The organism is Ruminococcus sp. YE71 (genome assembly GCF_900119155.1).
GTDB lineage: Bacteria > Bacillota > Clostridia > Oscillospirales > Ruminococcaceae > YE71.
The window spans coordinates 1-24,532 of sequence record NZ_FPIR01000013.1 but is presented as its reverse complement, the minus strand read 5'-3'; the positions used below and the strand labels follow the sequence as shown (position 1 = coordinate 24,532).

Here is a 24,532-nt window from a genome sequence, read left to right as displayed (position 1 = left end):
CATTCATGCAGACTATCGCCATATATCTGCATGAAAAAATATGCTTTCATCAAACTTTCACACAGGCTATGTTGACAAATCAACTTAACGGTGGTATAATAATCCTGTAAGAAAGGAAGTGAACTGTTTGGAATCTTCGATAATAGATATGTTCTCGGTACTGATAGTGCAGAATCACCGCAGCCTGCAAAAGCTGTACAGCGAAGCGCTCGCGGACACGGGGCTGAAGATCTCTTACGTCGCCTGTCTGATGATACTGCGGCACAATATCGGCGGCTGTTCGGCTTCGGATATGCGGCGTGCGACCTGTTACGATAAGGCGCTCATCTCAAGGATGCTTGCCGAACTTACGGAAAGAGGCCTCGTCTGCAAGAACCCCGAGGACGAGAAAAAAAGACGAGGAGCAAGGTTCATTCTCACGGATGAAGGGCTTACGCTTACCAAAAGCATCGACAGACTCTCTCACGACATCTCTGAACGAATTACCCGAAACATCAGCAAAAGTGAGCTCGAAGCGTTCTATCTTACGGGCGCTCAGCTGACAGACAATCTGAAAAAGCTTGCCGAAGAGCAGACTAAGGAGGATAAAATATGCTTGAACTGAAGGATATCAGAAAGGATTATCCCGCAGGCAGCGAAATAGTTCACGCGCTGCGAGGGATAAGCCTTAAATTCAGGACGAATGAATTTGTTTCTATCCTGGGTCCGTCGGGCTGCGGAAAGACCACCATGCTGAACATCATCGGCGGTCTCGACCAGTACACCGAAGGCGACCTTGTGATAAACGGCAGATCGACAAAGGATTTCAAGGACCGCGACTGGGATTCCTACCGCAACCACTCCATCGGTTTCGTGTTCCAGAGCTACAACCTTATCCCGCACCAGACAGTGCTGAGGAATGTTGAGCTCGCGCTGACACTGTCGGGCGTGTCGAAGTCCGAGCGTACCGAGCGTGCGAAGAAGGCGCTCGAACAGGTGGGTCTGGGCGACCAGCTGAAAAAGCGTCCGAGCGAGATGTCGGGCGGTCAGATGCAGCGTGTAGCCATCGCCCGTGCCCTCGTGAACGACCCCGATATCATCCTCGCCGACGAACCGACTGGCGCTCTCGACACCGAGACCAGCGTTCAGGTCATGGAGATACTCAAAAAGATCTCCGAGAACAAGCTCATCATCATGGTAACCCACAATCCCGAGCTTGCCGAGAAGTATTCCTCACGAATCATCAGGGTTCTCGACGGTCAGATAACCGACGACTCCGCACCGCTCACCGAGTCGGAGGTCGAAGCCGAGCTGAAAAGCGACGCCGAACGTTCCAAGTCGGAAAGCAGACAAAAAAAGCCTTCCATGTCCTTCGCGACCGCATTTGGACTGTCACTGAAAAACCTGCTGACCAAAAAGGGACGCACGATACTCACTTCCTTTGCGGGAAGCATCGGCATCATCGGTATCGCGCTGATACTCTCGCTGTCCGAGGGCGTCACGGCTTACATCAACGACGTTCAGGAGGAAAGCCTTGCAAGCTACCCCCTGACGATAGAATCGAAGGTCATGGATTTCTCCTCGCTGTTTGAAACGATGATGGGCAAGTCCACAAAAAGTCAGGAACATCCAAAGGATGCGGTCTACACCCGACCGATATTTGCAGACCTCGTGAACTCCATGAGTGCATCAAACCAGAAGTCCAACGACCTCAAAGCCTTCAAGGAGTACATAGAAAATGAACGCGCCGACGAGAACAGCGACCTTCACAAGGCGCTCAGTGCGGTGCAGTATTCCTACAAGCTCGACATCAGCATCTACACCCACAACACCGAGGGCAAGATAGTGAAGGCCGACCCGAACAAGCTGATGCAGGACATCATGAGCGAGTCGATGGGCGTTGACATGAGCACCATGACCGAAGCTCGCGACAGCTACCTCGCAGGTACGGGCAATATGTTCTCTGTGGGAGTTGACCTCATGAGCGAAATGCTCCCCGATTCAAACGGCGAGGGCATCAACAAGCTCATCACAGACAACTACGAGCTCGTATACGGAAGCTACCCGAAGGAGTATAACGAAGTCGTGCTCATCCTCGACAAGAACAACGAGCTGAACGACCTCGCACTCTACGCTCTCGGTCTCAAGTCCCATGACGACATGAAGAAAATGATGGACGCCGCCATGAACCAGACCGAGCTCGAATACGATGACAGAAGCTGGTCCTATGAGGATATCTGCGGCAAGGAATACCGCATGATAATCAACTCCGACTGCTACAAGGCGAACGAGGACGGCATCTATCTCGATATGCGCGACAGCGACACGGGCATGAAATACCTCTACGACAACGGCATCGATCTGAAGATAAGCGGTATCATCCGTCCGCTGGAGGACAACGATACTCCGATGCTCCAGACCGCCATCGGCTACACAACGGCGCTTACCAAGTACGTCGTTAAGCAGAGCGAAGGCAACGAAGCGATAGCCGCTCAGCTGGCGGACAAAACCGTTGATATATTCACAGGCATGACCTTCAAGGCGGACGCTAAGGAGCTTACACAGCCCGAAAAGGCAGCCGAGTTCAAGTCCTACGCCGAGGAGCTGCCCGACACCGAAAAGGCAGCGCTCTACGCCGACATGATGAGCGCCCCCACCGAAGAGGAGCTTTCAAAGGCGATAAGCGACATTTCCGCCATGAGCGAGGATGACATGGTCTCCATGTTCATGCAGATGGTGGGCGAACAGATAACCATGGACGAGGGCAGCATCCGCAGTTACCTCGACTCGATGAGTGAGGACGAGTTCAAGGAGATGCTCTCGACAGCCATGAAAGAACAGATCACTAACCAGAAAAAAGAGATGATCGGCGCTCAGCTGGCATCCCTCACCGCCGAGCAGGTTTCTGCGACCCTCGATGAAACGGTGAAGAATGCCGACGAGACAACTCTCGCAGGCTGGTACGACAACGCCATGCCCCACAACCTCAGCGACTCCACCTACGAGTACAACCTCGAAAAGCTCGGCTATGTCGATCTTGACGAGCCCTCGCGCATCAGCCTTTATTCTTCAACATTCGAGAACAAAGACCTGATCTCTTCCGCGATCGAATCCTACAACAACGGCACGACCGAAGATAAGCAGATAACCTACACCGACTATATCGGCATCATGCTTTCGAGCGTGACCACCATCATCAACGCTATCTCCTACGTGCTTATCGCGTTCGTTTCGATCTCGCTTGTGGTATCTTCGATAATGATCGGCGTTATCACGCTCATCTCCGTGCAGGAGCGCACCAAGGAGATCGGTATTCTCCGCGCTATCGGCGCTTCCAAGAAGGACGTTTCGAGTATGTTCAACGCCGAGACCATGATAATCGGCTTTACGTCGGGACTGATAGGCGTCATCGTGACTTACCTGCTCTGCATCCCGATCAATATCATCATCCACAATATCACCGACATCATGAATCTGAACGCCTTCCTGCCTGTACCCGCAGCCGCCCTTCTCATCCTGATAAGCATCCTGCTGACGCTCATCTCGGGACTTATCCCCTCAAGAAGCGCCGCAAAGAAGGACCCTGTAGTAGCACTCAGGACCGAATGATCGGGGGTTGTGGTGCTGAACTGCTTGTTTTGCTGGGGGAAACCTTTCTGAAGAAAGGTTCTCCCCCAGACCCCCTTCCAAAGACTTTTAATATGTTGGCAGTTAGTTGTGGTTTATAAGATAGACTCTCACCGTTTCAAAAGAGAACACTTACAAATTCTGCATAAGACGCGTTACGCTCTCATTAACGTCTTTTTGGCAAGGTACAAGCATATAGCAGGAGAACCACAAACTACCCCACCTACACAAATTAAGGAAGAACCACCCCAAAGCCAAAAAGCATTAAAAGTTTTAGGAAAGGGGGTTGGGGGATAACCCTTTTTCAAAAGGGTTTCCACCAAGAATCTCCGCACTCACCCCGCAAATAGAGAGTAAAAAAATCGGCATCGTTCATATAAACGGTGCCGATCTTCTTTTATTTATCTGTTAAAAATCAGAGCATTGTCTTTCTGATCTGCTCGCCGGTGAGCGGAGAGAGATATGCAGGCGGGATATCGAACACGGTCTTGCAGCCGGTCACGCCCTCCTTGTGAAGTCTGTAGATAGCTCTTGCATAAGCCACGAGGATCGAAGAGGTGAACTCGGGGTTGGAGCCGAGCTTGAGGCTGTACTCAACGAGCTGCTTGGTCTCGCCGTTAACGCCTGTAACTCCGCTTCTGATAACGAAACCGCCGTGAGGGATGCCCTTGTGGTCGCGGTCAAGCTCTTCCTGAGAGATGAAGTTTACGGTAGTATCGTAATCGGAGAAGTAGTTGGGCATATTCTTGATCTCGGACTCGATCTTAGCCTTGTCAGCGCCTTCCTTAGCTACAACATAGCACTCTCTGGTGTGCTTCTGACGGGTGGTGAGCTCGGGGTTCTCGCCGTTTCTTACTGCTTCGATAGCAGCCTCAACGGGAACGGTGTACTGCTTACCATCGGCAACACCCTCAACTCTTCTGATAGCGTCGGAGTGACCCTGCGAAACGCCCTTGCCCCAGAAGGTGTAGTCCTTGCCTTCGGGAAGGATGCAGCTGCCGTAAAGTCTTGCGAGAGAGAACATACCCGGATCCCAGCCCACAGAGATGATGCTTACGTTGCCGCCCTTCTTTGCAGCAGCGTCAACATTTGCGAAATGCTCGGGAACTCTTGCGTGAGTATCGAAACTGTCAACGGTCGGCAGGATCTCAGCAAACTTCGGACCCTGAACGGGCAGGTCGGTAGCGCTTCCGCCGCAGAGGATAAGCACATCGAGCTCGTCCTTATGAGCTGCAACATCGTCAATGTGATATACAGGCACGCCCTCAGTGAGCAGCTTAACGCTTGCGGGGTCGCGTCTGGTGAAAACCGCTGCGAGCGCAACGTCAGGATTCTGACGAACTGCAAGCTCAACGCCTCTGCCGAGGTTGCCGTAGCCTACAACACCTAATCTGATCTGTGACATAAAAATCATATCCTTTCCTATATGGATGTATCTTCTATCGAAAACAAAAAAGACACCATAATAATTCTAACATATCCCAGTGGAATTGTCAAGTAAATGAATGACGATTATAAGAAAATTTCATATTTGCATCAAAAACGCCGTCTAACTAGCAGATTTTCGGTCAATATCTGCATGAGACGGCGTTATTTGATTCATCAATCGTGCTTTTCAACAATATCGCAGCCCGATTTGAAGATGCTGTTCGCAGGGATGCAGCCCCTTACGCAGGACAGCGGATAGATATTAGTGTTCCTGCCGACAACCGTTCCGGGGTTGAGAACGCTGTTGCAGCCGACCTCAACGTGATCGGCGATCATCGCGCCGAACTTCTTCGCGCCTGTTTCGATGGTCTCCTCGCCGTCCTTGACGGTCACGAGCGACTTGTCGGACTTCACGTTCGAGGTGATGGAGCCTGCGCCCATGTGCGAGCAGTAACCGAGGATGCTGTCGCCGACATAGTTGTAGTGCGGAGTCTGCACGTTATCGAAAAGGATAACGTTCTTCAGCTCAACGGAGTTGCCTATGACGCAGTTCTCGCCCACGAGTGCCGAGCCTCTGATGAAAGCGCAGTGTCTGATCTCGGTATTTGCGCCGATGATGCAGGGCGCACCCAGAAACGCCGAAAGGTAAACGGTAGCGCTCTTGTGAACCCATATCTGCGGACTGACCTCAGCGTATTCCGACTTGTCAAGTTTCTCGCCGATTGCGATTATCATGTCCTTGATGCCGTCGAGTGCCTCCCACGGGTAGGTAAAGCCTTTAAGGTACTCGCCCGCGAGTGTGTGGTCAAGATCGTACATTTCATTGATTGTAAGCATTGTAGATTCCTCTTTCAAAATAAATTTTCGGCTTTCAGCCCCACATAAAATTCTCTTTGCCTGCACCGATCTCGAAGTGATACTTCACGATGCCGAGATCCATCTTGGTGTAAAAGCCCTTGCCTGCCTTTGCGGTAACAGTGTCCCCTGCGAGGGTCAGCATGAATTTCTGCTGATTTACCGCAGTCGGAGCGAGCATAGCGCACTCGACTCCCCTTTTGAACCACTTCGGCGGCTCTTCAACATCAGCCTTTGAAAGACTGCGCGGAGGTCTGGTCTTGCGTTTTGCGCCCTGGCTTGTGCCGTAACCAATGGTGATAACGCCCATGAGCTTCTCATCGTCCTCGATCTCGTATACGCCGAGCACCTTGCGGTAGCTGAGACCCACCCAGCAGGTGTTGAGTCCCAGACGCTGAGCCTCAAGCACGAGTCTTTCGCCGTGATAGCCGAGCAGCTCCTCAAGATCCTTTGTCTTGGGCCCGATAAGTGTGATATAGTTCCTTACGCCAGAAAAGGTTCCGTAGCGGGCTGTTCTGCTGGTATCAAAAGCCTCGGGTTCGTCAAGAACGAGCTGGAAATGCAGACCCGTCTCTTCATTTATCTCTTCGATCAGTTTTTCGAGTATGTCGATCTTATCCTGCTCGATGGGCTTGTCAAGATAACTTCTTACGGAATGTCTTTCCTTGATAGCGTCGATCAATGTCATACTGATAGTCCTCCTTTTGCGTTATTTGATTATCGCAGTCGTCCAGTACTGCTGATCGTAAATATCCGTGAAACGATAGGTCAGCTTGACCTTACCGCCCACAGCAGTATTCGTAATAGTGATATTGCCGTCGTAAACGAGCTGTTCGCCTAGCATATAGCTGTCGGAGTAAGTCCCGTCGTATGAATAATAATCGCACACGAAGTCGATCGTGTCTCCCGTCTGAAGCTCGGTCAGACCCTTTGCCACCGTCTCGGTCTCGCCGTCTACGTAGTCGCTGACCGCACCTGCGATGTATCCCGAGGGGTTCTTGTTGTCGAAACGCAGGATAAGCTCTGCACGTTCGCCGTTGAGGAGCACAGGCACATATCCCGAAATGGTGTACTCATCGCCGTTCTCGATGGTGTCGGTATGATAATACGCCACAGGCTGACCGTTGATGGAGAGCCAGTCGCCGTCGGTATCGGCTACGAGTTTGTCGCCGTCGAAGGTGAAGATGTTATCAAGTCCGAGATCCACATAACCCGTTCCGTCGTCATAGAACATATTGAGGTCGAGCGCGTGAACGAGCGACCACTGTTCCTTGCTGAGTTCGAGCGTATATTTGCCGTTGTTCTCCGTCCAGACAAGCGCGGAGGGGTCAAGCATATTTTTCGAGATGTAATCCGCGGTATCCTTGTCCGAAAGCGCGTTGTCGTTCATGAAGTCGGTGTTGCCGTCGTCAAGCCCCTTGATGCTCCTGTCGGAACCGCCCAGCAGGAAGGATGACAGCAGCGAGGTCACCATATCGGAATTGCCGATAGCGCTCACGGCGGAAGAACCGACATCCAGCAGCGAGCCCACAGGCGACTGTGTACCGCCCGAAGCTACCTGACCTGTAGTTTCCATGCTCGTGAACTGTCGGATAGCCTTGCTGTACTCGCCGTCGATGCCGATGGTGTTGTAGGTACTGCAAGCCTTGTCAACATAGGAAGCACGTCTGTAGGGGAAATATATCGAAACGCCGTGAGCGTTGGACATATTCGCCGAGGTGCGGTTGTACTTGACGGCGCCCTTTACCGCCTTTGCGAGAGCTTCGCCCTCTTTGGTTCCGATATTGGTGGAAAGGTCGGCAAGATCTACCTGGTCTATTTTCGTGCTGATTGCAAACTCACGGGTAGTGTATCTTGCGTCGGAAACAGTCTTGTACTGCTTGTCTGAAAGCAGACCCGTCACCGATTTTGAGAAACCGCCAAGTTTATCGGGAACGGTATTCGCAAACTCCGCAAGGTCAACGACTGAAAGGGTCGTACCCTGACCCGGGCACTGCTGAGCGCACTTTTCGATATAGCTGTCAACGATCATCTTTCCGAGGTCGATAGTCGGCATCGAAGTGTCCTTTGCAAGAGCGTTCAGCCAGTCGGTATAGTACCAGCCGATTCCGGGCTCGGTCTCCTCGGATGCGATCATATAGTCCGCATGATCGTTAAGCATCAGCGAAGTCTCGGCAGTGGCCATCAGGCAGGCATCGAAGCCCACCATATCGAACTTTACGCCGCCCTGTTCCAGCGCTCTCGAAAGATTGCCGAGATCCATCGAGCCCGCCGATTTGTTTTTCTCGTCGTAACCGTAGCCGCTCACCGAACCGCCGCCGTGATCCCACAGGATAAGCTCATTTCGGTCAGCAGGATAATTCTTCGCGCAGTACTTGATGAACGCGGACAGATTCGAGAAATCGGTCATAGCTTTGGTGCCCATGTCAGCTTCGAGCAGCTCCAACTTTCCGTCGGAAACCTTGTAGATCTGGTTCACCGAATTGCTGATGCTGTTGATCTTCCACTGCTTGCAGCCGCCCGTCATGACAATGATGTCGATGTTTTTGCCGAGCGAAGCCGCAGCCATTTCTTTAAGGTCGTTTGAAGCCATTCCGTGCTTTGATTCAAGGTCGGTGCCGCACATATACACCATGAAGGTGACCTTATCCTTGCCGTCGCCTTTCAGGACGGTGTATTTCTCGCGCGAACCTGCCGCGACCGTGCGGTCAACTTCGCCTGCGGTCGATGCCATGTAGTTGTTACCGCTGCCCTGTCCGTAACCTTCGGGAACGTTTGAACTTGCTCCAGAACCGCCGAACAGCTTGATTATAACGGCGATGATGGCGATAAGACCGATGCTTCCACCGCCGATGGCGCCTTTTGAAACGCCGCCGCCCGAGCTGTAGGAACCGCCCGAACCTGAACCGACAGGACCTGTTCCGAGTCCGCCGCCCCTGCGGTGAATTCCGCTTCCGCCCGATGAGACAGTTTTCTGTCTGGCACGGGGCTTATTATCGTTAGGCATATAATACCCTCCAACATTATTGTGATTGAAATTATGACACCCTGTTTCGGGCAGAGGAGTTTCCTCCTCCGCCCGTAAAACGGGGTCAGTTATCCGTCCGCTCAGAATATCTGTGTGGGGAGCTTTTTCTTCTCCATGTAGGGGAATCCCCTGTCGAACTCCTCCACGTCAGAGTCATCGACATAGTAGCCCTGCGGTGTCTGATAAACGCCCGTCACACCGTCGAGATAGCCCTTTTTCAGTTCCTTGCAGAGAAAGAACGACGAGTCAGCATCCTCGGGCAGGTCATGATACCTAATCCCGAACCTGCTTGAATAGTCGAAACCGCTCTTACCGTAGAAACCGATATTTCCCTCAAACAGCACAGCGCCAAAGCCCAGCTCTGCCGCTTTCTCTAACGAGAAGTCGAGCAGGAGCTTGCCGTAGCCCCTGCGTTTCAGGTCGTTTGCGATACATATCGGACCCATGGTCAGAACGTCGATGTTCCTGCCGTCATCGGCTTCGATAACGGTCTTCATGAACATATTCTGTCCGATAAGGGAGCCGTCCTTTTCCACGACGAAGTCGAGTTCCCTGACGAAAGCAGGGTCGTCTCTCAGCACATGGATGACGTAGTGCTCACTGCACCCCGGACGGTAGACGTTCCAGAACGATGTTCTGACAAGCTCTTCAACTTTTCTGTGGTCGTTTTTATTCTCGAGACGAATGGTGATGTCATTTATATTCATTGTTTTTTCCTCCTGAAAATTGTTGACTTCAATTGCTTCTCAGCGGGAGGTCTGAATGATCGTATGCAAACCTCCCGGTCAGCCTACAATCTCTCGTATGTTGTACTTTTTCAAACAGCACTCTCCTAAATAAAATAGTAATATGGAAAACAATATCCCATATTACTATTTTACTATATTTTTTCAAATCTGTCAATAGTTTAACGAGTTGATATTTCGGTGTTATTCTGTTTTTTTGAGCGAATTAACTGCTCAAAAAGGAAATGCGCTCCCCCTTTCGGAAAAGCGCATGAGTATCAGTCTTCGTCCTCGTCGGGGTCGCGGTCCATGTCGTGCTTTCTGATCTCGCCGCGCTTGATCTTGCCGCTGACAGTCTTCGGAAGTTCGTCCACGAACTCGATGATTCGCGGATACTTGTACGGAGCGGTCGAGCGCTTTACGAAGGTCTGGAGTTCCTTGACGAGCTCATCGGAAGGCGAATAGTCCTTGGTCAGAACGATGGTCGCCTTTACGACGTTGCCGCGTATTGGGTCTTTAGCGCCTGTAACAGCGCACTCCATTACGGCAGGATGCTCCATCAGTATGCTCTCAATCTCGAAAGGTCCGATACGGTAGCCCGAAGCCTTGATAAGGTCATCGGTCCTTCCCACGTACCAGTAGTAGCCGTCCTTGTCCATGTAAGCGGTGTCGCCCGTGTGGTAAACGCCGTACTTCCAGGCACGTTCATTCTCGGCAGGGTTGCGGTAGTACTCTTTCAGCAGTCCGAAGGTCTTGCCTTCCTCACCGAACACAACTATCTCGCCGACCTCGCCCTGATTCACGAACTCGCCGTCCGAATCCATCAGACCGACCTTGTAAAGGGGCGTAGGCTTGCCCATCGAACCCGCCTTCGGCTCCATACCGTAAAGGTTCGCGATGATAACGGCTGTCTCGGTCTGACCGAAGCCTTCCATGAGTTTAAGCCCCGTGTACTCGTACCAGCGGCGGTAGACCGCAGGATTCAGCGCCTCGCCCGCCATACAGCTGTACTTGATGGAGCTGAGGTCGTACTTTCCGACGCCCGCCTTGATGAAGAAACGGTACATGGTCGGCGGTGCGCAGAAGGAAGTTATCTTGTAGTCCTGGATGACCTGCATGAGCTTGTCGGGGTCAAAGCGGTCAAAATCGTAGATGAAGGTGGTCGCACCCGCAACGAACTGACCGTACATCTTGCCCCACGCGCACTTCGCCCAGCCTGTCTCCGAAACGGTCAGGTGCAGGGAGTTGTCGTCGAGGTGATGCCAGTGCTTGCCAGTGATGATATGCGCCGCCGCGATGGAATAGTTGTGCAGCACCATCTTCGGCTGACCCGTCGTTCCGCTGGAGAAATACATAAGCATCGGCTCGTAGACGTTTGTCTCGGTGCGCTCATGTGTCGGCTCGAACTTCGCCATTTCGGGCAGGAAATCCACCCAGCCCTCACGCGAACCGTGGGTGATGAACTTGCCCGAGAGCTTGCCGTACTTTTCCTCGGCGGCATCGACCTTCGCGGCAACATCGTTCTCGGCGGTGCAGACGATATACTTGATGTCGGCCGCCTTGAAACGGTAGATGTAGTCCTTGGGAGTAAGCTGATTTGTCGCAGGAACGAGTATCGCGCCTATCTTCATCAGACCGTAGGCAAGGAACCAGAATTCGTAGTGGCGTTTGAGCACTGCCATAACGAAGTCGCCCTTTTTCACGCCGTGAGCGGTCATCATGTTCGCCACACGGTTGGACTGCTCCAACAGGTCGCGGTAGGTGAAACGCTGTTCCTCGCCCTGCTCGTTTACCCAAAGGATCGCGACCTTGTCGGGCTGAAGCCTTGCGAGCTCGTCCACCACATCGTAGGAAAAGTTGAAGTTGTCGGGGATATCAAGCTCGAATTTCAGCAGTCTCCCCTGCTCGTCAAGCTCTTCCTTAACGAATCTCTTGTAAAAGTCCTTCATCTTGTAAGCCTCCAAATCAGCTGTGTAAAAAAGTATATATATCTTCGGGCGAAGCGGCTATCATGTCCGCACCTGCGTTTTCAAGCTCTTTTCTTCCCCGAAAGCCCCACTCGCATCCTATGCACGGGATACGGGCGTTATGAGCGGTCTGCACGTCAACGTTCGAGTCGCCTATCATCACAGAGTTTTCTGTTGGGATGCCGAGCTTTTCGGTGATCGAAAAAATGATATCGGGCGAGGGCTTTGTGGGCACTCCGTCGAGCTTTCCGCGCACAAGGTCGAAGGAACCGTCGCCGAGCAGTGCGGTCACTATCTCCTTCGAGAATTCGTCGGGCTTGTTTGAAGCTACAGCACATTTGATGCCCTCGCTCCTGAGCCTCAAAACGAGCTCTGCCATGCCGTCATAGGGCTTCGTCTTATCGAGGCAGTGCTCGCGGTAGATTTGAGAGAAACGTGCGTAGAGCAAGTCTCTTTCGGTTTCATCCGTATCTGCGGGAGCCGCTCTTTCGATAAGCTTTTTTGCACCGTTGCCGACGAAAAATCTGTATTCATCCACCGTATGCGTGGGGTGACCTTTCTCGGCAAGTGCGGTGTTCACCGCGTCCGCAAGGTCGCTGATAGAATCGACGAGCGTACCGTCAAGATCAAAAATCGCAAGCTGTATCATATCTCACCTCATACCGACACTGTAAACGTACTCGTTGCTGCCGTTTCTGAACACAGCTTTCACAGTGTAGTCGATAAAACCGTTGTCGGGGTCGGCGTAAAGCACGCCCTCGGGACCCTCCTCGGTGTTGTTGATAATGAGCTGCGAGAACTTCAGATGGTTGCTTATGTACCACTCGTTCACAAGCTCGCCGCCCTTTAATCTGATGCCGTTGCTGCGGCAGTAGTCAAGGCACTTGCTGCGCATCGACTCGATAACGATGATCTTGTCATTGTAAAGCTGTCGGAGCATCGCCACTGTAGTGTCAGCCGTTCCGTCGTTTCCGTAGGTCACGACTTCGAGTGCGTCGCTGTCGGAAAAATACGGCAGCTGATCTCTTCCGAGCTTCAGCACGTTCTCGCGCGAATCGTACTCAAAGCGGAGCCAGCCCAGTTCTTTTCCGTTAGCGATTATCTCGGAATAGTATTTTGCACGGTCATTCTTGCGCTTTTCCTCGATCATTGCGTCACGCTTCTCGTCGTAGGAGCTGATAAGGTGACTGAGAAAAATGACCGACACCGACACAAGTGCGCACACCAGTGCAAGACCGTGCGCATTGTTTACCATGGCGAGTATTGCCGCCACCGCGATAACAACGCCCACCAGCTTCATCAGCAGCGAAACTATCACAAGAAACATTCCGAACATAAAGGACGATCTTTCCGAAGGCGTATCTCCGTCTGTTCTCCTGCTCATTTTTATCCCCCCTCAGGCTAAGATATATTCGTATGTACCGTCAGTTTTGAATTCGGCTGCCACACCACGGTCTCTGACAAGGTCGTAAAACTCGGTCAGCATCTCACCCTGAAGGCAGACGTACCGCTCCTGCGGGTCTAAAAAAATGTTCAGCTCGGTAAAGATGAACTTATCCGCAATATAAGCACGATCTATCACGTCACCCTCAAAATCGGAGTAGCCCTCTTCCTTATAATTCTTCTCGATAAGGTCGTACAATCCTTCGAGGATCGTGTCCTTGTCGTCGTATGCTCTGCGGATGTAGGACATAACGGTGTTGATATTACCGTCGTAATCATCAACATTCACCTCGATGCCTTCTCCGCCGAACTTCACAAGCTGTGCGCTGTCGAGGTGAAGCTCCTTCTTCTTGGAATCGTATTCAAACGAAAGCTCTCCGAACGACGAGTCATGCGCTGTCACAACGGAAACATAGGTATCCTTGTATTGCTGTTTACGCTCGATGATGCGCTTGTCGTCGCGGTAGACCGCGTATCTGTTGAGCGCTATCCACAGCACCGTAATAGCACCGAAGACCGCCGCCATTATGTAGTCGTGCCTTGATATCATGACGAACGTTCCCGCGATAAATAGGAGGATAACAAAACATCCGCCAAAAATCAGTGTATCCCAGAATTTGTCGGCAGGAGTCCTGAATTCTTCGTAATCTTTATCCATATGTCAGTCCTCCAGCTTCTGCGAAAGGCGTACCGAGTATTTCTTCCTGAATTCCTCGAAGCGTCCCTCATCGAGTGCTTCGCGGATACGCTCGGTCAGCGTGTTGTAGAAGTACAGATTATGCTGAACTGCGAGCCGTCCCGCAAGCTGTTCGTTGGATTTGAACAGGTGTCGGATGTACGCCCTTGAAAAATTGCGGCAGGTAGGACAGTCGCACTCGGGGTCGAGGGGACGGTCGTCAAGCTCGTACTGCTTGTTGTGGGCGTGCATGATGCCGCCCCATGTAAATACCGTCGCGTGACGAGCGTTTCGGCTTGGCATTACGCAGTCGAAGAAATCCACACCTCTCGCAACAGCTTCGATGATATTCGACGGGGTGCCGACACCCATGAGGTATCTCGGCTTGTCCTTCGGCATATGAGGCTCGACCTTTTCGATAACGTGGTACATCACGTCGGTAGGCTCACCCACCGCCAGACCGCCTATGGCAAAGCCCGCACAGTAGTCGAGCTCGCGGATTCGCTTCATGTGCTCGACACGCAGGTCGTCATAAGTACAGCCCTGATTGATGCCGAACAGCATCTGGTCACGGTTGATGGTCTCCTCCAGCGAGTTGAGACGCTTCATCTCGGCGATGCAACGTTCGAGCCAGCGGGTCGTCCGTTCGCAGGAACGCTTGGAGTAGTTGTACTCGGCAGGATTCTCGACGCACTCGTCGAACGCCATAGCGATAGTGGACGCCAGGTGCGACTGGATACGCATACTCTCCTCGGGTCCCATGAATATCTTTCTGCCGTCAACGTGCGAGTTAAAGTATACGCCCTCTTCCTTGATGCGTCTGAGCTTTGCCAGCGAGAACACCTGAAAGCCGCCGCTGTCGGTGAGGATAGGCTTGTGCCAGTTCATGAATTTGTGGAGCCCGCCCATTTTGTAGATGATGTCGTCACCCGGACGGACGTGCAGGTGGTATGTATTGCAAAGCTCGACCTGACATTTCAGCTCGTTGGCGAGGTCGATGGAGGAAATCCCGCCCTTTATCGCCGCGCTCGTGCCGACGTTCATGAACACGGGAGTCTGGATGGTTCCGTGAACGGTGGTGAATTCTCCGCGCCTTGCAGCCCCTTCCTGTTTTATCAGTTTAAACATAAGGTCTCCTTATAGTAGATATTAATCAAATGAAAGAACACTTTCACAGTACCATACAATTTTAGCACAGCAAAATAATTTTGTCAAACGTGTTTAGGACAAGTCTCGAAAATTGGTACAAAACAGGCGGCAAAATATACAGAAATGATACAAAATCATTCATCAGCCGTCAAAAAAGCCGCCAAATACAAAGAACATCACCGCCGCAAGGACAGTGATGTTCCGTTTTTTAATCCTGTGTTTTCAGACCTCTTTGAGCATATCGCTCATAGCGTAAAGACCTGCGCCCTTGGTTTTCAGGAACACAGCCGCGTTCACGGAGCCTACCGCGAACACACTCTTGGAATGAGCCTCGTGCTTCAGCGAAACGACCTCGTCACGACCCGCGAAGATTATCTCGTGCTCACCCACGATCGTGCCGCCGCGTATGGAGTGCATACCGATCTCGGTCTTTGTCCTCTTTGCGCGGACAGAGTGACGGTCGTAGGTGTAGGTACACTTGGTCTCAAGAGTCTCATTGATAGCATCGGCGAGCATGATAGCCGTACCGCTCGGAGCGTCGAGCTTCTGGTTGTGGTGCTTCTCGACGATCTCGATATCGAACTGCCCCTCCAGCACCGAAGCCGCCTTCTTGGCAAGCTCGGCAAGCAGGTTGATGCCCAGCGACATATTGAACGTGAAGAACACGGGAATGCTCTCGGCAGCCTTCTTGATCTGAGCGATCTGGTCGGCGGTGTAGCCCGTGGTCGCAACAACTACAGGCACGCCGTTTGTCAGGCAGTAGCTGAGCAGTCCGTCAAGGGTCGAAGGGTGGGAAAAGTCGATAATAACATCGGGCTTCACAGGCAGAGCGTCGGGATTCTCAACGATCGGGAAATCGGCGTAGCTCTGTGTCACCTTGTCGATGCCTGCGACAACTGTGCAGTCGGAACGGTTCGCGATTATGTCGGCGATAACTCGTCCCATGTGTCCGCTTGCACCGCAGATAGCGATATTGGTCATATTTAACATCCTTTCGTATCAGTATTTTGCGGCGGTCAGCTCACCGCCGGTTATAAATAGAGCGGGAGCTTTCATTCCCCCGCTCATCTGAGTTATGATTACTTGATCGAACCTGTCAGTCCGAGCTTGTCAAGTTCAGCCTTGATCTTAGCCTTCTTGTCGTCGCTCGTGTCGCAGAGCGGAAGTCTGCACGAACCTGCCTTGAAGCCCATTACGTTCAGAGCTTCCTTGACGGGTATCGGGTTCACATCGCAGAACAGAACGTTTGCGAGAGGCAGATACTTCATAGCAAGGTCAAGAGCCTCGCTCCACTTGTTTTCAAGGCAGAGAGCCGCGATCTCGTGGGTCTGCTTCGGAACAACGTTCGACAGCACTGAGATAACGCCCTTGCCGCCCAGCGACATGATCGGAACGATCTGATCGTCGTTACCCGAGTAGATGTCGAGGGTATCGCCGCAGAGCTGTCTTACCTTAGCGATCTGACTGATGTTGCCCGATGCTTCCTTGATAGCAACGATGTTGTCGATCTTAGCGAGCTCGGCAGCAGTCTCGGGAAGGATGTTGCAGCCAGTTCTCGACGGTACGTTGTAAAGGATTATCGGCAGAGTAACAGCCTCGGCGATAGCGCTGAAGTGCTTGATAAGACCCTGCTGAGAAGCCTTGTTGTAGTAAGGTGTAACGCACAGCAGAGCGTCAGCGCCCAGCTGCTCGGCGTGCTTCGAGAGATTAACGGCATACTCGGTGTGATTCGAGCCTGTGCCTGCGATAACGGGAACTCTTTTAGCCGTTCTCTCCACTGCGAACTTGATGCACTCGATATGCTCTTCGTCTGTCATGCAGGCACTTTCGCCTGTGGTGCCGCAGATGATGATAGCATCAGTACCGTTTTCGATCTGGAAGTCGATAAGTCTGCCCAGTTCGTCATAGTTGATCGAACCGTCAGCATTCATAGGTGTGGCGATAGCGACGCCCGCACCTGTAAAAATTGTCTTTTTCATGGTAAAACCCACCTTTCTTCAAAGGATAGTTATCATCGCCGTCTCCTGTTCTGTGACATGAGGATAAGACGAATAAGCTGTAATATACCCGACAGCAGCGAAGCGACGTAGGTCAGCGCCGCAGCGGTCAGGACTTTTTTAGCGGCTCTGAGCTCTTCATCGTCAAGTATCCCGCGGGATTCGATGACTTTGAGAGCGCGTTTGCTCGCATCTATCTCGACAGGCAGCGTAGCCATCTGGAACAGCACCAACACCGTAAACAGCAGCACGCCCACAGTCATTATATGTGTGCCGACCTGATATCTGCTCATCATCGCACCGACAAGCACGACGTAGTACCAGCTTTTAGAGCAGAAGCTCGTCACAGGTACCAGCTTGCTGCGCACGATGATCGGAGCGTAATTTTCGGCATACTGTATCGCATGACCGCATTCGTGAGCCGCAACACCGATCGAAGCGACGCTCGGATCGCCGTACACGGAGTCGGACAGCTTTATCGTATCGTTGTCGGGTTCGTAACGGTCGGTCAGTTTGCCGCCGATCTGCTTCACTTTCACAAGTCCGAGACCTGCGCCGTCGAGTATCTGCTTTGCTGCCTTATCCGCTGTCAGACCGCTCTTGCTCATGACCTTCTTATATTTCGAGAAGGTGAGCTTGACGTTTATCTGCGCTGTCAGCGGGATAAGCAGTATCAGCAGCCAGAGTATCAGACTGATCTCGAAAGGCATTTTCTTACCTGTCGAAGTAGCCCTTAGCAGCCAGCAGCTCTGCAAGCAGAACAGCGCCGCCTGCCGCACCTCTCAGGGTGTTGTGGGAGAGGCATACGAACTTGTAGTCATACTGGCTGTCCTCACGGAGTCTGCCGATGGATACAGCCATACCGCCTTCAAGGTTGCGGTCGAGCTTAGCCTGCGGACGGTTGTCCTCCTCGAAGTAGTGGAGGAACTGCTTCGGAGCGGAAGGAAGCTCGAGCTCCTGGGGAACGCCCTTGAACTCAGCCCATGCCTTCTTCATCTGCTCGATGGTAGGCTTCTTCTCGAAGGAAGCGAATACTGCTGCGGTGTGACCGTCCGAAACAGGAACGCGGAGGCACTGTGCAGTGATGGAAGGCTCGGTAGCGGGAACGATCTCGTCGCCGACGATCTTGCCCCAGATCTTCAGAGGCTCCTGCTCGCTCTTCTCCTCCTCGCCGCCGATGAACGGGATAACATTGTCAACGATCTCGGGCATGGTCTCGAAGGTCTTGCCTGCGCCGCTGATAGCCTGATAGGTGCAGGTCAGAGCCTTGGTGACCTTGAACTCCTTCATAAGGGGAGCAAGTGCGGGAACGTAGCTCTGGAGCGAGCAATTAGACTTAACTGCGATGAAACCGCGCTTGGTGCCGAGACGCTTTCTCTGGGAAGCGATGATCTCAATGTGCTCGGGGTTGATCTCGGGGATCACCATCGGAACGTCGGGAGTGTGTCTGTGAGCCGAGTTGTTGGAAACAACGGGTACCTCGTGCTTAGCGTACTTCTCCTCAAGAGCCTTGATCTCGTCCTTCTTCATATTAACAGCGCAGAATACGAAATCAACCTGCTCTGCGATCTTGTCGATGTCAGCCTCAGCGTCGAGAACTACGAGATTTGCGAGCTTTTCGGGCATCGGCTCAGTCATAGCCCACTTAGCGCCTACAGCATCTTTAAGGGTCTTGCCTGCCGAACGAGCGGAAGCCGCTACGCATACTACATTGAACCACGGGTGGTTAGCAAGCAGCAGAGAAAATCTCTGTCCTACCATGCCCGTAGCACCGATGATACCTACGTTGAATTTCTTTTCCATTGTAAAAACTCCTTTTCCCTCGGTACACATTAAGTAAATGTGTACAAAGCCTAAAATTTATCGGAACAATAAAAAAACGGGTTGAAATGCCCGCCATCATGCAATATAATAAGAATGTTGACAATCAATGCCGATAGCACTCCATCACAAAGCATGATGACAACCGCAAACCTGTTCGGCAGGCGGTCAGCAGCAGCTCCCCGTGCGCTGAGCTTCGGCGGCATTGCCTTTTGCCGCAGAGCCGCACGTTCGGGATACGCACGTTCTTACTCAGGGCTACTGTTCGTTGCCGCACCTCTATCTGTTCAAATCTTATCATAACAGATATTTGAACGATTGTCAATAGCACCGCAAAAAAAATTATGACTTTTTTGTAAAAATTCAGGAGAAAAACAGATGCTTGACTTAAATAACATGACAAAAGCCGACTTTTTTTACGATCTTCCTCAGGAGCTGATAGCTCAGCACCCTGCCGAGCCGAGAAATTCCTCGCGTCTGATGAAGATCGACCGTGTGAGCGGCGAGATAGAGCACGCTCATTTCTACAATCTATGCAGCTACCTCAAAAAGGGTGATCTGCTGGTGCTCAACGATTCACGCGTGTTGCCTGCGCGTATCTACGGTGAGCGTGAGGATACGGGCAGCTTCATCGAGTTCCTGCTGCTGGAACAGCGCGGCAACGACGAGTGGGAGATACTCTGCCGCCCTGGCAAGAAGGCGAAGATCGGCACGCGGTTCGTGTTCGGCGAGGGCAAGCTCACCGCCGAGATAACCGACGTTCTTGAAGACGGCAACCGCGTCGCACGCTTTGAGGTGAAAGAAGGCAACATCTTCTCGACCCTCGACGAGATAGGTCAGATGCCGCTCCCCCCCTACATAACCGAAAAGCTGGAGGACAAAGAGCGCTATCAGACCGTTTATTCCCATGAGGTCGGCTCTTCTGCCGCGCCTACCGCAGGTCTGCACTTCACCAAGGAGATGCTCAGAGAGATAGAGGACATGGGCGTGAACATCGCTTACGTGACGCTCCATGTTGGTCTCGGCACCTTCCGTCCCGTCAAGGAAGACAAGGTGCTCGACCACAAGATGCACTCGGAGCACTACGAGATACCCGAACGTACCGCCGAGCTGATAAAACAGACCAAAGCGAACGGCGGCAGGGTCATCGCGGTCGGTACGACTTCATGCAGGACGCTCGAATCCGCCGCGCAGAAGTACGGCGAGGTCATCCCCTGTGAGGGACGCACCGAGATATTCATCTATCCGGGCTTCGAGTTCAAGGTGCTCGACGGACTTGTGACAAACTTCCACCTGCCCGAAAGCACCCTCATCATGCTGGTGTCGGCGTTCCTCGGGTACGAAAAGACCATGAACGCCTACAAGGTCGCGGTCGAGGAAAAATACCGTTTCTTCTCCTTCGGCGATGCTATGCTCATAGCTCCCGATACGGAGTCGTGATATGAAACTATCCAAAGACCTGTACAGTTCAGCACTAAAGTCGCTGAAGTCCCACTTCTTTCTGAATATAGTGGTGGCATTCATCGTCGGCATCGTGCTGAACGAGGGCTACAACTACGCTTCCGACTGGCGGACGCAGGAAAAGCAGGCGAAACAGGAAGCCTCCTACATCATCTCGGACAACCGAAAGTCGAATGCCGAGATACTGCGCGAGTTCGTAAAGGAACAGACGATAGTTGACATCGACCCGCCGAAAGCCGAGACGGAAGCCGAGAAATATACGATGGGCTATTTTGCGGTCATCGTGAACGAGGTGACCGACACGGGCTCGCTTGGATTCGGCGTGCTCAACGGCATCAACAAGATAGTATTTCACGGCAGGATAGGCGAATCGGTGGTGATATTCGCGATGACCGTCATCTCGGGACTGTTCTGGGTGTTCATCAAGAACCTCATCATCGTGGGACGGTGCAGATATTTCATGGAGCGGAGGTGCTACCCCTACACCAAAGCCGACCGCCTGCTGTTCATCTACCGCACGGGCCATATCCTCAGAACTGCGAGGACCATGTTTTTCCGCTCGCTGTACCAGACGCTGTGGGACCTGACTATCGTGGGCGGCGTCATCAAACACTATGAATACATGATGATACCCTACATCCTCGCCGAGAACCCCAACATCTCCACTCATGACGCTTTCGCCCTCTCGAAGCAGATGATGCGCGGCGAGAAGAAGCGTGCATTCCTCATCGACCTGACGCTGCTGCCTGCGGCTCTGCTCGACGGTGCGACCTTTCACCTGACGTCGGTGTTCTTCCTCAATCCCTACCGCGAGTGTCTGCTTTCGGAGTACTATTCTTCCCTGCGTGAGGATAAGCGCGAAAAGCTGAAAAAGCCCGAGCTGCTTTACGACATCTACCTTGTCAACGCCGCGGATTCCGCCTGCTACCCCGACACCCACTGCCCTACCCCCTACCTCGAACACCGCAGATGGCTCACCACCGACTACAGCAAGGACTACGGCGGCGACCGTCCTGTGCTGTTCTTCTTTTTCTTCTCGTTCATCGGCTGGGCGTGGGAAGTTTTCTTCTATCTTATTAACGAAGGTTCCTTCATCAACCGCGGTACCATGACGGGGCCGTGGCTGCCGATATACGGCGTGGGCGGCTGGATAATCATCTACCTGCTCAAACCGCTGAGAAAGAAGCCTGCCGTGATGTTCGCAGGGACGTTCGCGGTCTGCGGCATCGTCGAGTATTTCACCTCGTGGCTGCTGGAAAAGATGATGGGTCAGCGCTGGTGGGACTACACGGGTTATTTCATGAACCTGAACGGCAGGATATGTCTTGAAGGTCTGCTGGTCTTCGGACTTGCGGGAGTTTCTATGACCTATTTCATCGCGCCCGTGGTGGATAACCTCTTCGAGAGGATACCGCCGAAGGTCAGAAAGACGCTCTGCACTGTGCTGACCGTTCTGTTCTTCATCGACCTTGGATGGTCGGTCAAGCACCCGAACACAGGTGACGGCATCACCGAAGGTTTCCATTAAACAAAAACGCCCGAAAGAGCAGATCCGCTCTTTCGGGCTTTGTTTTTGCTATTATAATTATATAGTGACGTAATATATCAGTTCAGCGCGTTCTCGTAAGCCATATCGTACAGCTTTTCCTGAGCGCAGAGATTGTCCGCGCCTTCCCTCAGACGCTTGTAGCTGCCGTCGGGGAGCATGAGCCTTGCGGACGCGGTATCGCTCATAAGGATGCCGAATATCCCCATTATACGCGCTTTGAGTTCGGGCGCATAGACAGGCGCTGCGACCTCGACGCGTTTGAGCGTGTTCCTCGTCATGAAGTCCGCGGACGCGATGAAGATATCCCTGTCGTCATCGGCTCCGAAAATGTATATCCTCGAATGTTCGAGCAGTCTGCCGACAATGCTCACGATGCGGATGTTCTCAGTGTGACCCTCGATGCCAGGCTTCAGGCAGCAGATGCCGCGGATGACCATCTCTATCTTTACGCCCGCCTTGGACGCTTCTATAAGGTGCTCCATTATCCTCTTGTCGGTCATGGAGTTGAGCTTCACGCCGATGTATGCGGCTTTGCCCTCGCGAGCCTTCTGCGCCTCACGGTCGATAAGGTCGATGACCTTGTTTTGCAGGCAGTTGGGCGCTACCATAAGGTGCTTTGTCTCGGCAACGGTCTCACCCATCAGGATGTGCCTGAAAACCTCCGCCGTTTCAAGACCTATCTGACGGTCGGCAGTCATCAGCGAGAGGTCGGTGTAGAACCGCGCCGTGGATTCGTTATAGTTTCCCGTGCCTATCTGGGTTATGTACTGCGTGCTCTTTCCGCTGCGGCGGGTAATGAGACATATCTTTGAATGGACTTTCAGTCCGTCGATACCGTAGACCACTCTGCATCCCGCCTGTTCAAGACGCTTCGACCAGTTGATATTGTTCTCCTCGTCGAAACGCGCCTTGAGCTCGACGAGCACGTTGACTTCCTTGCCGTTCTCGGCGGCGTCAACGAGCGCTTCGATGACCTTGCTGTGGTTTGCGAGTCGGTAGAGGGTCATCTGTATCGAGATGACGTTCTTGTCCTCGGCAGCCTGACGCAGCATATTCAGGAACGGTGTCATGCTCTCATAAGGATAGTGGAGCAGCACGTCCTTTTTCAGTATCTGAGGTATGACAGGCGAATCGGTCAGTTCGGGACTTCGCTGGGGGGTTCTCGGCTGATAGCGAAGCTGAGGTCTGCCGTCGAGAAGTTCGCCGAGGGGCTTGATAAAGTCGGTGGAGAGCGGCATTCCCGAAATGAACACCCATCGGCGTTCGAGACGGAGAAGGCTGCACAGCTCTTCGAGCACGGGCTCGCTCAGCTGATTCGACAGGTCAAGACGCACGGGAGCGAGCTTTTTGCGCATCTTTATGACCTCGCTCATGTGGTCGCGGTAGTCGAGTTCCTCGTCGTAGACCCTCGCCTCGTCGATGTCGGCGTTGCGGATTATGCGGATAAGGGATTTTTCGATGACCTTGTAGCCCGTGAATATCTCCTCAAAGAATTCAAGGATAACGTCCTCCATGCAGATGACCGAAACGCTCGAACCGCCCGAGATGCCCGAAAGCTCCAGCGTCGGCGGAAACATCGGCGAGATGGACGGCACGATGGCTATCCTGCGCTTTCCGCTCTTGTTTTCGAGCACGGCAAAACCGTAGACCTCCTTGTTTTTGAGGAACGGGAACGGCTGTTTCTTGCCGATCATCGCAGGGAAAAGCAGGGGCTGTATATCCTCGTCGAAGTGGCGGCGGACGAATTCCTGTTCCTTATGTGTGAGCTCGGTGTAGCGCACGAGCCTTACGCCGTTGTCGCGCACCCCTCGCATTATATTAACGTATGCGGCGTCGCGGCGGTCGCAGAGCCGCTTGACCTCGGGCAGGATAGCCGTGAGCTGTTCGGCGGCGTTCATCCCCGAGCGGCTGTCGCGCGTATCGGGTGCGACCGAGACCGTATCGTGCAGACCTCCGACCCTGACCATAAAGAATTCATCGAGGTTGCTCTGGAATATTGAAACGAAATTCAGCCGTTCGAGAAGCGGCACCCGCTCGTCCTCAGCCTCTTCAAGCACTCTTTCATTGAATTTGAGCCACGAAAGTTCCCTGTTATCAAAGCAAAGATACTCATTTTCGGGGATCTCTTCGATAATTTGTCTGTCTGTATTTTTCTTGCCCATATTTTTCTCCCGTAACATAATTTGTAAGAATCGTATAAAACTAACCAACTCGATCGGTTGTTTCAATTAATTATATCAAGATTATATTAACACAATACGTATATTTGATTATTATTCTATTACTAAGCGAGTTCGACAACGAATTGTGAACAAGGCTTAATTTTATATTTACAAAAGTTTAATCAAATCAGGCTCAAAAACCCTTGACAGGTGCGAATTGATGTGCTATAATATATTACGTTGTTCGGGGTGTGGCGCAGGTGGTAGCGCGCTACCTTGGGGTGGTAGAGGCCGTGGGTTCAAGTCCCGTCACTCCGACTAACGCAGAAAGCTCGTAAACTTCAGGGTTTGCGAGCTTTTCTATTTTACGGATACGGTGTCCGTTACATTATCGTATCGGGACAAAACGGCAGGGGCTGTTGCACCCCAAAAAGAAAGAAAAAGAGCTTAGCGAACCCCGAAAGGTATAGCTAAGCTCTTCGTTTTGTGGTATAATTTAATTGCGAAAAAAATAACCCACGAAAGGATTGTACCATAAAAATGAGAAATTGTCAAGTACGTCTTAACATAAATTATGAGATCTACATCGAAGAAAGCTCACCGGTCAGAGTACTGGGCAATGTGATAGACGAGATCTATTCCAAAGAAGATTACACGATACAGAG

19 protein-coding genes, 1 tRNA gene and 1 riboswitch are annotated in these 24,532 nt (G+C 52.3%); of the genes, 5 read left to right on the top strand and 15 right to left on the bottom strand.

Annotated elements, in window-relative coordinates; genetic code table 11:
- The first annotated feature begins 127 nt into the window (after positions 1-127).
- The gene (locus BT142_RS12265) at positions 128-604 is read left to right on the top strand and encodes a MarR family winged helix-turn-helix transcriptional regulator (protein ID WP_072418490.1); all 477 of its coding nucleotides are present in this window, start codon (positions 128-130) and stop codon (positions 602-604) included.
- Entirely contained in the window at positions 592-3,588 is a 2,997-nt protein-coding gene (locus BT142_RS12260) for an ABC transporter ATP-binding protein/permease (RefSeq protein WP_072418489.1), read from the top strand. Before BT142_RS12265 ends, BT142_RS12260 begins: the two co-directional genes overlap by 13 nt.
- Positions 3,589-4,021: 433 nt before the next feature.
- On the opposite strand, the gene BT142_RS12255 is transcribed toward BT142_RS12260, so the two are convergent.
- The 14 genes from BT142_RS12255 to asd all read right to left on the bottom strand — a co-directional run bounded on the left by BT142_RS12255 (position 4,022) and on the right by asd (position 18,677).
- Positions 4,022-5,011 carry a diaminopimelate dehydrogenase gene (locus tag BT142_RS12255; protein ID WP_072418488.1) on the bottom strand — a complete coding sequence of 330 codons (990 nt, stop codon included), beginning with the start codon at positions 5,009-5,011 and terminating at the stop codon, positions 4,022-4,024.
- 197 nt (positions 5,012-5,208) lie between these two features.
- The gene (locus BT142_RS12250; protein ID WP_072418487.1) at positions 5,209-5,871 is read right to left on the bottom strand and encodes an LbetaH domain-containing protein; all 663 of its coding nucleotides are present in this window, start codon (positions 5,869-5,871) and stop codon (positions 5,209-5,211) included.
- Between the two features lie 34 nt (positions 5,872-5,905).
- Positions 5,906-6,577 carry a nitroreductase family protein gene (locus BT142_RS12245; RefSeq protein ID WP_072418486.1) on the bottom strand — a complete coding sequence of 224 codons (672 nt, stop codon included), beginning with the start codon at positions 6,575-6,577 and terminating at the stop codon, positions 5,906-5,908.
- A gap of 21 nt (positions 6,578-6,598) precedes the next feature.
- Positions 6,599-8,896 (bottom strand): clostripain-related cysteine peptidase, encoded by a 2,298-nt coding sequence (locus BT142_RS12240; protein WP_072418485.1) that lies wholly within the window; start codon positions 8,894-8,896, stop codon positions 6,599-6,601.
- Positions 8,897-8,997: 101 nt separating this feature from the next.
- Complete coding sequence (locus tag BT142_RS12235; protein ID WP_072418484.1) at positions 8,998-9,624, bottom strand: GNAT family N-acetyltransferase; 627 nt, start codon at positions 9,622-9,624, stop codon at positions 8,998-9,000.
- Positions 9,625-9,920: 296 nt separating this feature from the next.
- A complete protein-coding gene (locus BT142_RS12230) occupies positions 9,921-11,591 on the bottom strand; it encodes an AMP-binding protein (RefSeq protein WP_072418483.1) in 1,671 nt (556 codons plus the stop codon).
- A 16-nt stretch (positions 11,592-11,607) separates the two neighbouring features.
- The gene (locus tag BT142_RS12225) at positions 11,608-12,258 is read right to left on the bottom strand and encodes an HAD family hydrolase (RefSeq protein WP_072418482.1); all 651 of its coding nucleotides are present in this window, start codon (positions 12,256-12,258) and stop codon (positions 11,608-11,610) included.
- 3 nt (positions 12,259-12,261) lie between these two features.
- On the bottom strand, positions 12,262-12,993 hold the full coding sequence (locus BT142_RS12220) for a hypothetical protein (RefSeq protein WP_072418481.1): 732 nt from the start codon (positions 12,991-12,993) through the stop codon (positions 12,262-12,264).
- A 12-nt stretch (positions 12,994-13,005) separates the two neighbouring features.
- On the bottom strand, positions 13,006-13,710 hold the full coding sequence (locus BT142_RS12215) for a hypothetical protein (protein WP_072418480.1): 705 nt from the start codon (positions 13,708-13,710) through the stop codon (positions 13,006-13,008).
- 3 nt (positions 13,711-13,713) lie between these two features.
- On the bottom strand, positions 13,714-14,856 hold the full coding sequence (tgt, locus tag BT142_RS12210) for a tRNA guanosine(34) transglycosylase Tgt (RefSeq protein WP_072418479.1): 1,143 nt from the start codon (positions 14,854-14,856) through the stop codon (positions 13,714-13,716).
- Positions 14,857-15,099: 243 nt separating this feature from the next.
- On the bottom strand, positions 15,100-15,858 hold the full coding sequence (gene dapB / locus BT142_RS12205) for a 4-hydroxy-tetrahydrodipicolinate reductase (protein WP_072418478.1): 759 nt from the start codon (positions 15,856-15,858) through the stop codon (positions 15,100-15,102).
- Positions 15,859-15,956: 98 nt separating this feature from the next.
- Complete coding sequence (gene dapA, locus BT142_RS12200) at positions 15,957-16,856, bottom strand: 4-hydroxy-tetrahydrodipicolinate synthase (RefSeq protein WP_072418477.1); 900 nt, start codon at positions 16,854-16,856, stop codon at positions 15,957-15,959.
- A gap of 32 nt (positions 16,857-16,888) precedes the next feature.
- Positions 16,889-17,584 (bottom strand): zinc metallopeptidase, encoded by a 696-nt coding sequence (locus BT142_RS12195; protein ID WP_072418476.1) that lies wholly within the window; start codon positions 17,582-17,584, stop codon positions 16,889-16,891.
- Positions 17,585-17,588: 4 nt separating this feature from the next.
- Positions 17,589-18,677 (bottom strand): aspartate-semialdehyde dehydrogenase, encoded by a 1,089-nt coding sequence (gene asd, locus BT142_RS12190; RefSeq protein WP_072418475.1) that lies wholly within the window; start codon positions 18,675-18,677, stop codon positions 17,589-17,591.
- A 126-nt stretch (positions 18,678-18,803) separates the two neighbouring features.
- A riboswitch (Lysine riboswitch) is annotated at positions 18,804-18,985 on the bottom strand.
- 88 nt (positions 18,986-19,073) lie between these two features.
- Here asd and queA point away from each other — a divergent pair.
- Together queA and BT142_RS12180 are read left to right on the top strand one after the other, a co-directional pair.
- Complete coding sequence (gene queA / locus BT142_RS12185) at positions 19,074-20,135, top strand: tRNA preQ1(34) S-adenosylmethionine ribosyltransferase-isomerase QueA (RefSeq protein WP_084659461.1); 1,062 nt, start codon at positions 19,074-19,076, stop codon at positions 20,133-20,135.
- Position 20,136: 1 nt separating this feature from the next.
- Positions 20,137-21,684, top strand: coding sequence for a DUF975 family protein (locus tag BT142_RS12180; RefSeq protein ID WP_072418474.1), 1,548 nt, complete (start codon positions 20,137-20,139; stop codon positions 21,682-21,684).
- Between the two features lie 77 nt (positions 21,685-21,761).
- On the opposite strand, the gene ppk1 is transcribed toward BT142_RS12180, so the two are convergent.
- On the bottom strand, positions 21,762-23,867 hold the full coding sequence (gene ppk1 / locus BT142_RS12175; RefSeq protein ID WP_072418473.1) for a polyphosphate kinase 1: 2,106 nt from the start codon (positions 23,865-23,867) through the stop codon (positions 21,762-21,764).
- Positions 23,868-24,112: 245 nt separating this feature from the next.
- On the opposite strand from ppk1, the gene BT142_RS12170 reads away from it, so the two are divergent.
- Positions 24,113-24,185 (top strand) — tRNA-Pro (locus BT142_RS12170).
- Positions 24,186-24,532: the final 347 nt, after the last annotated feature.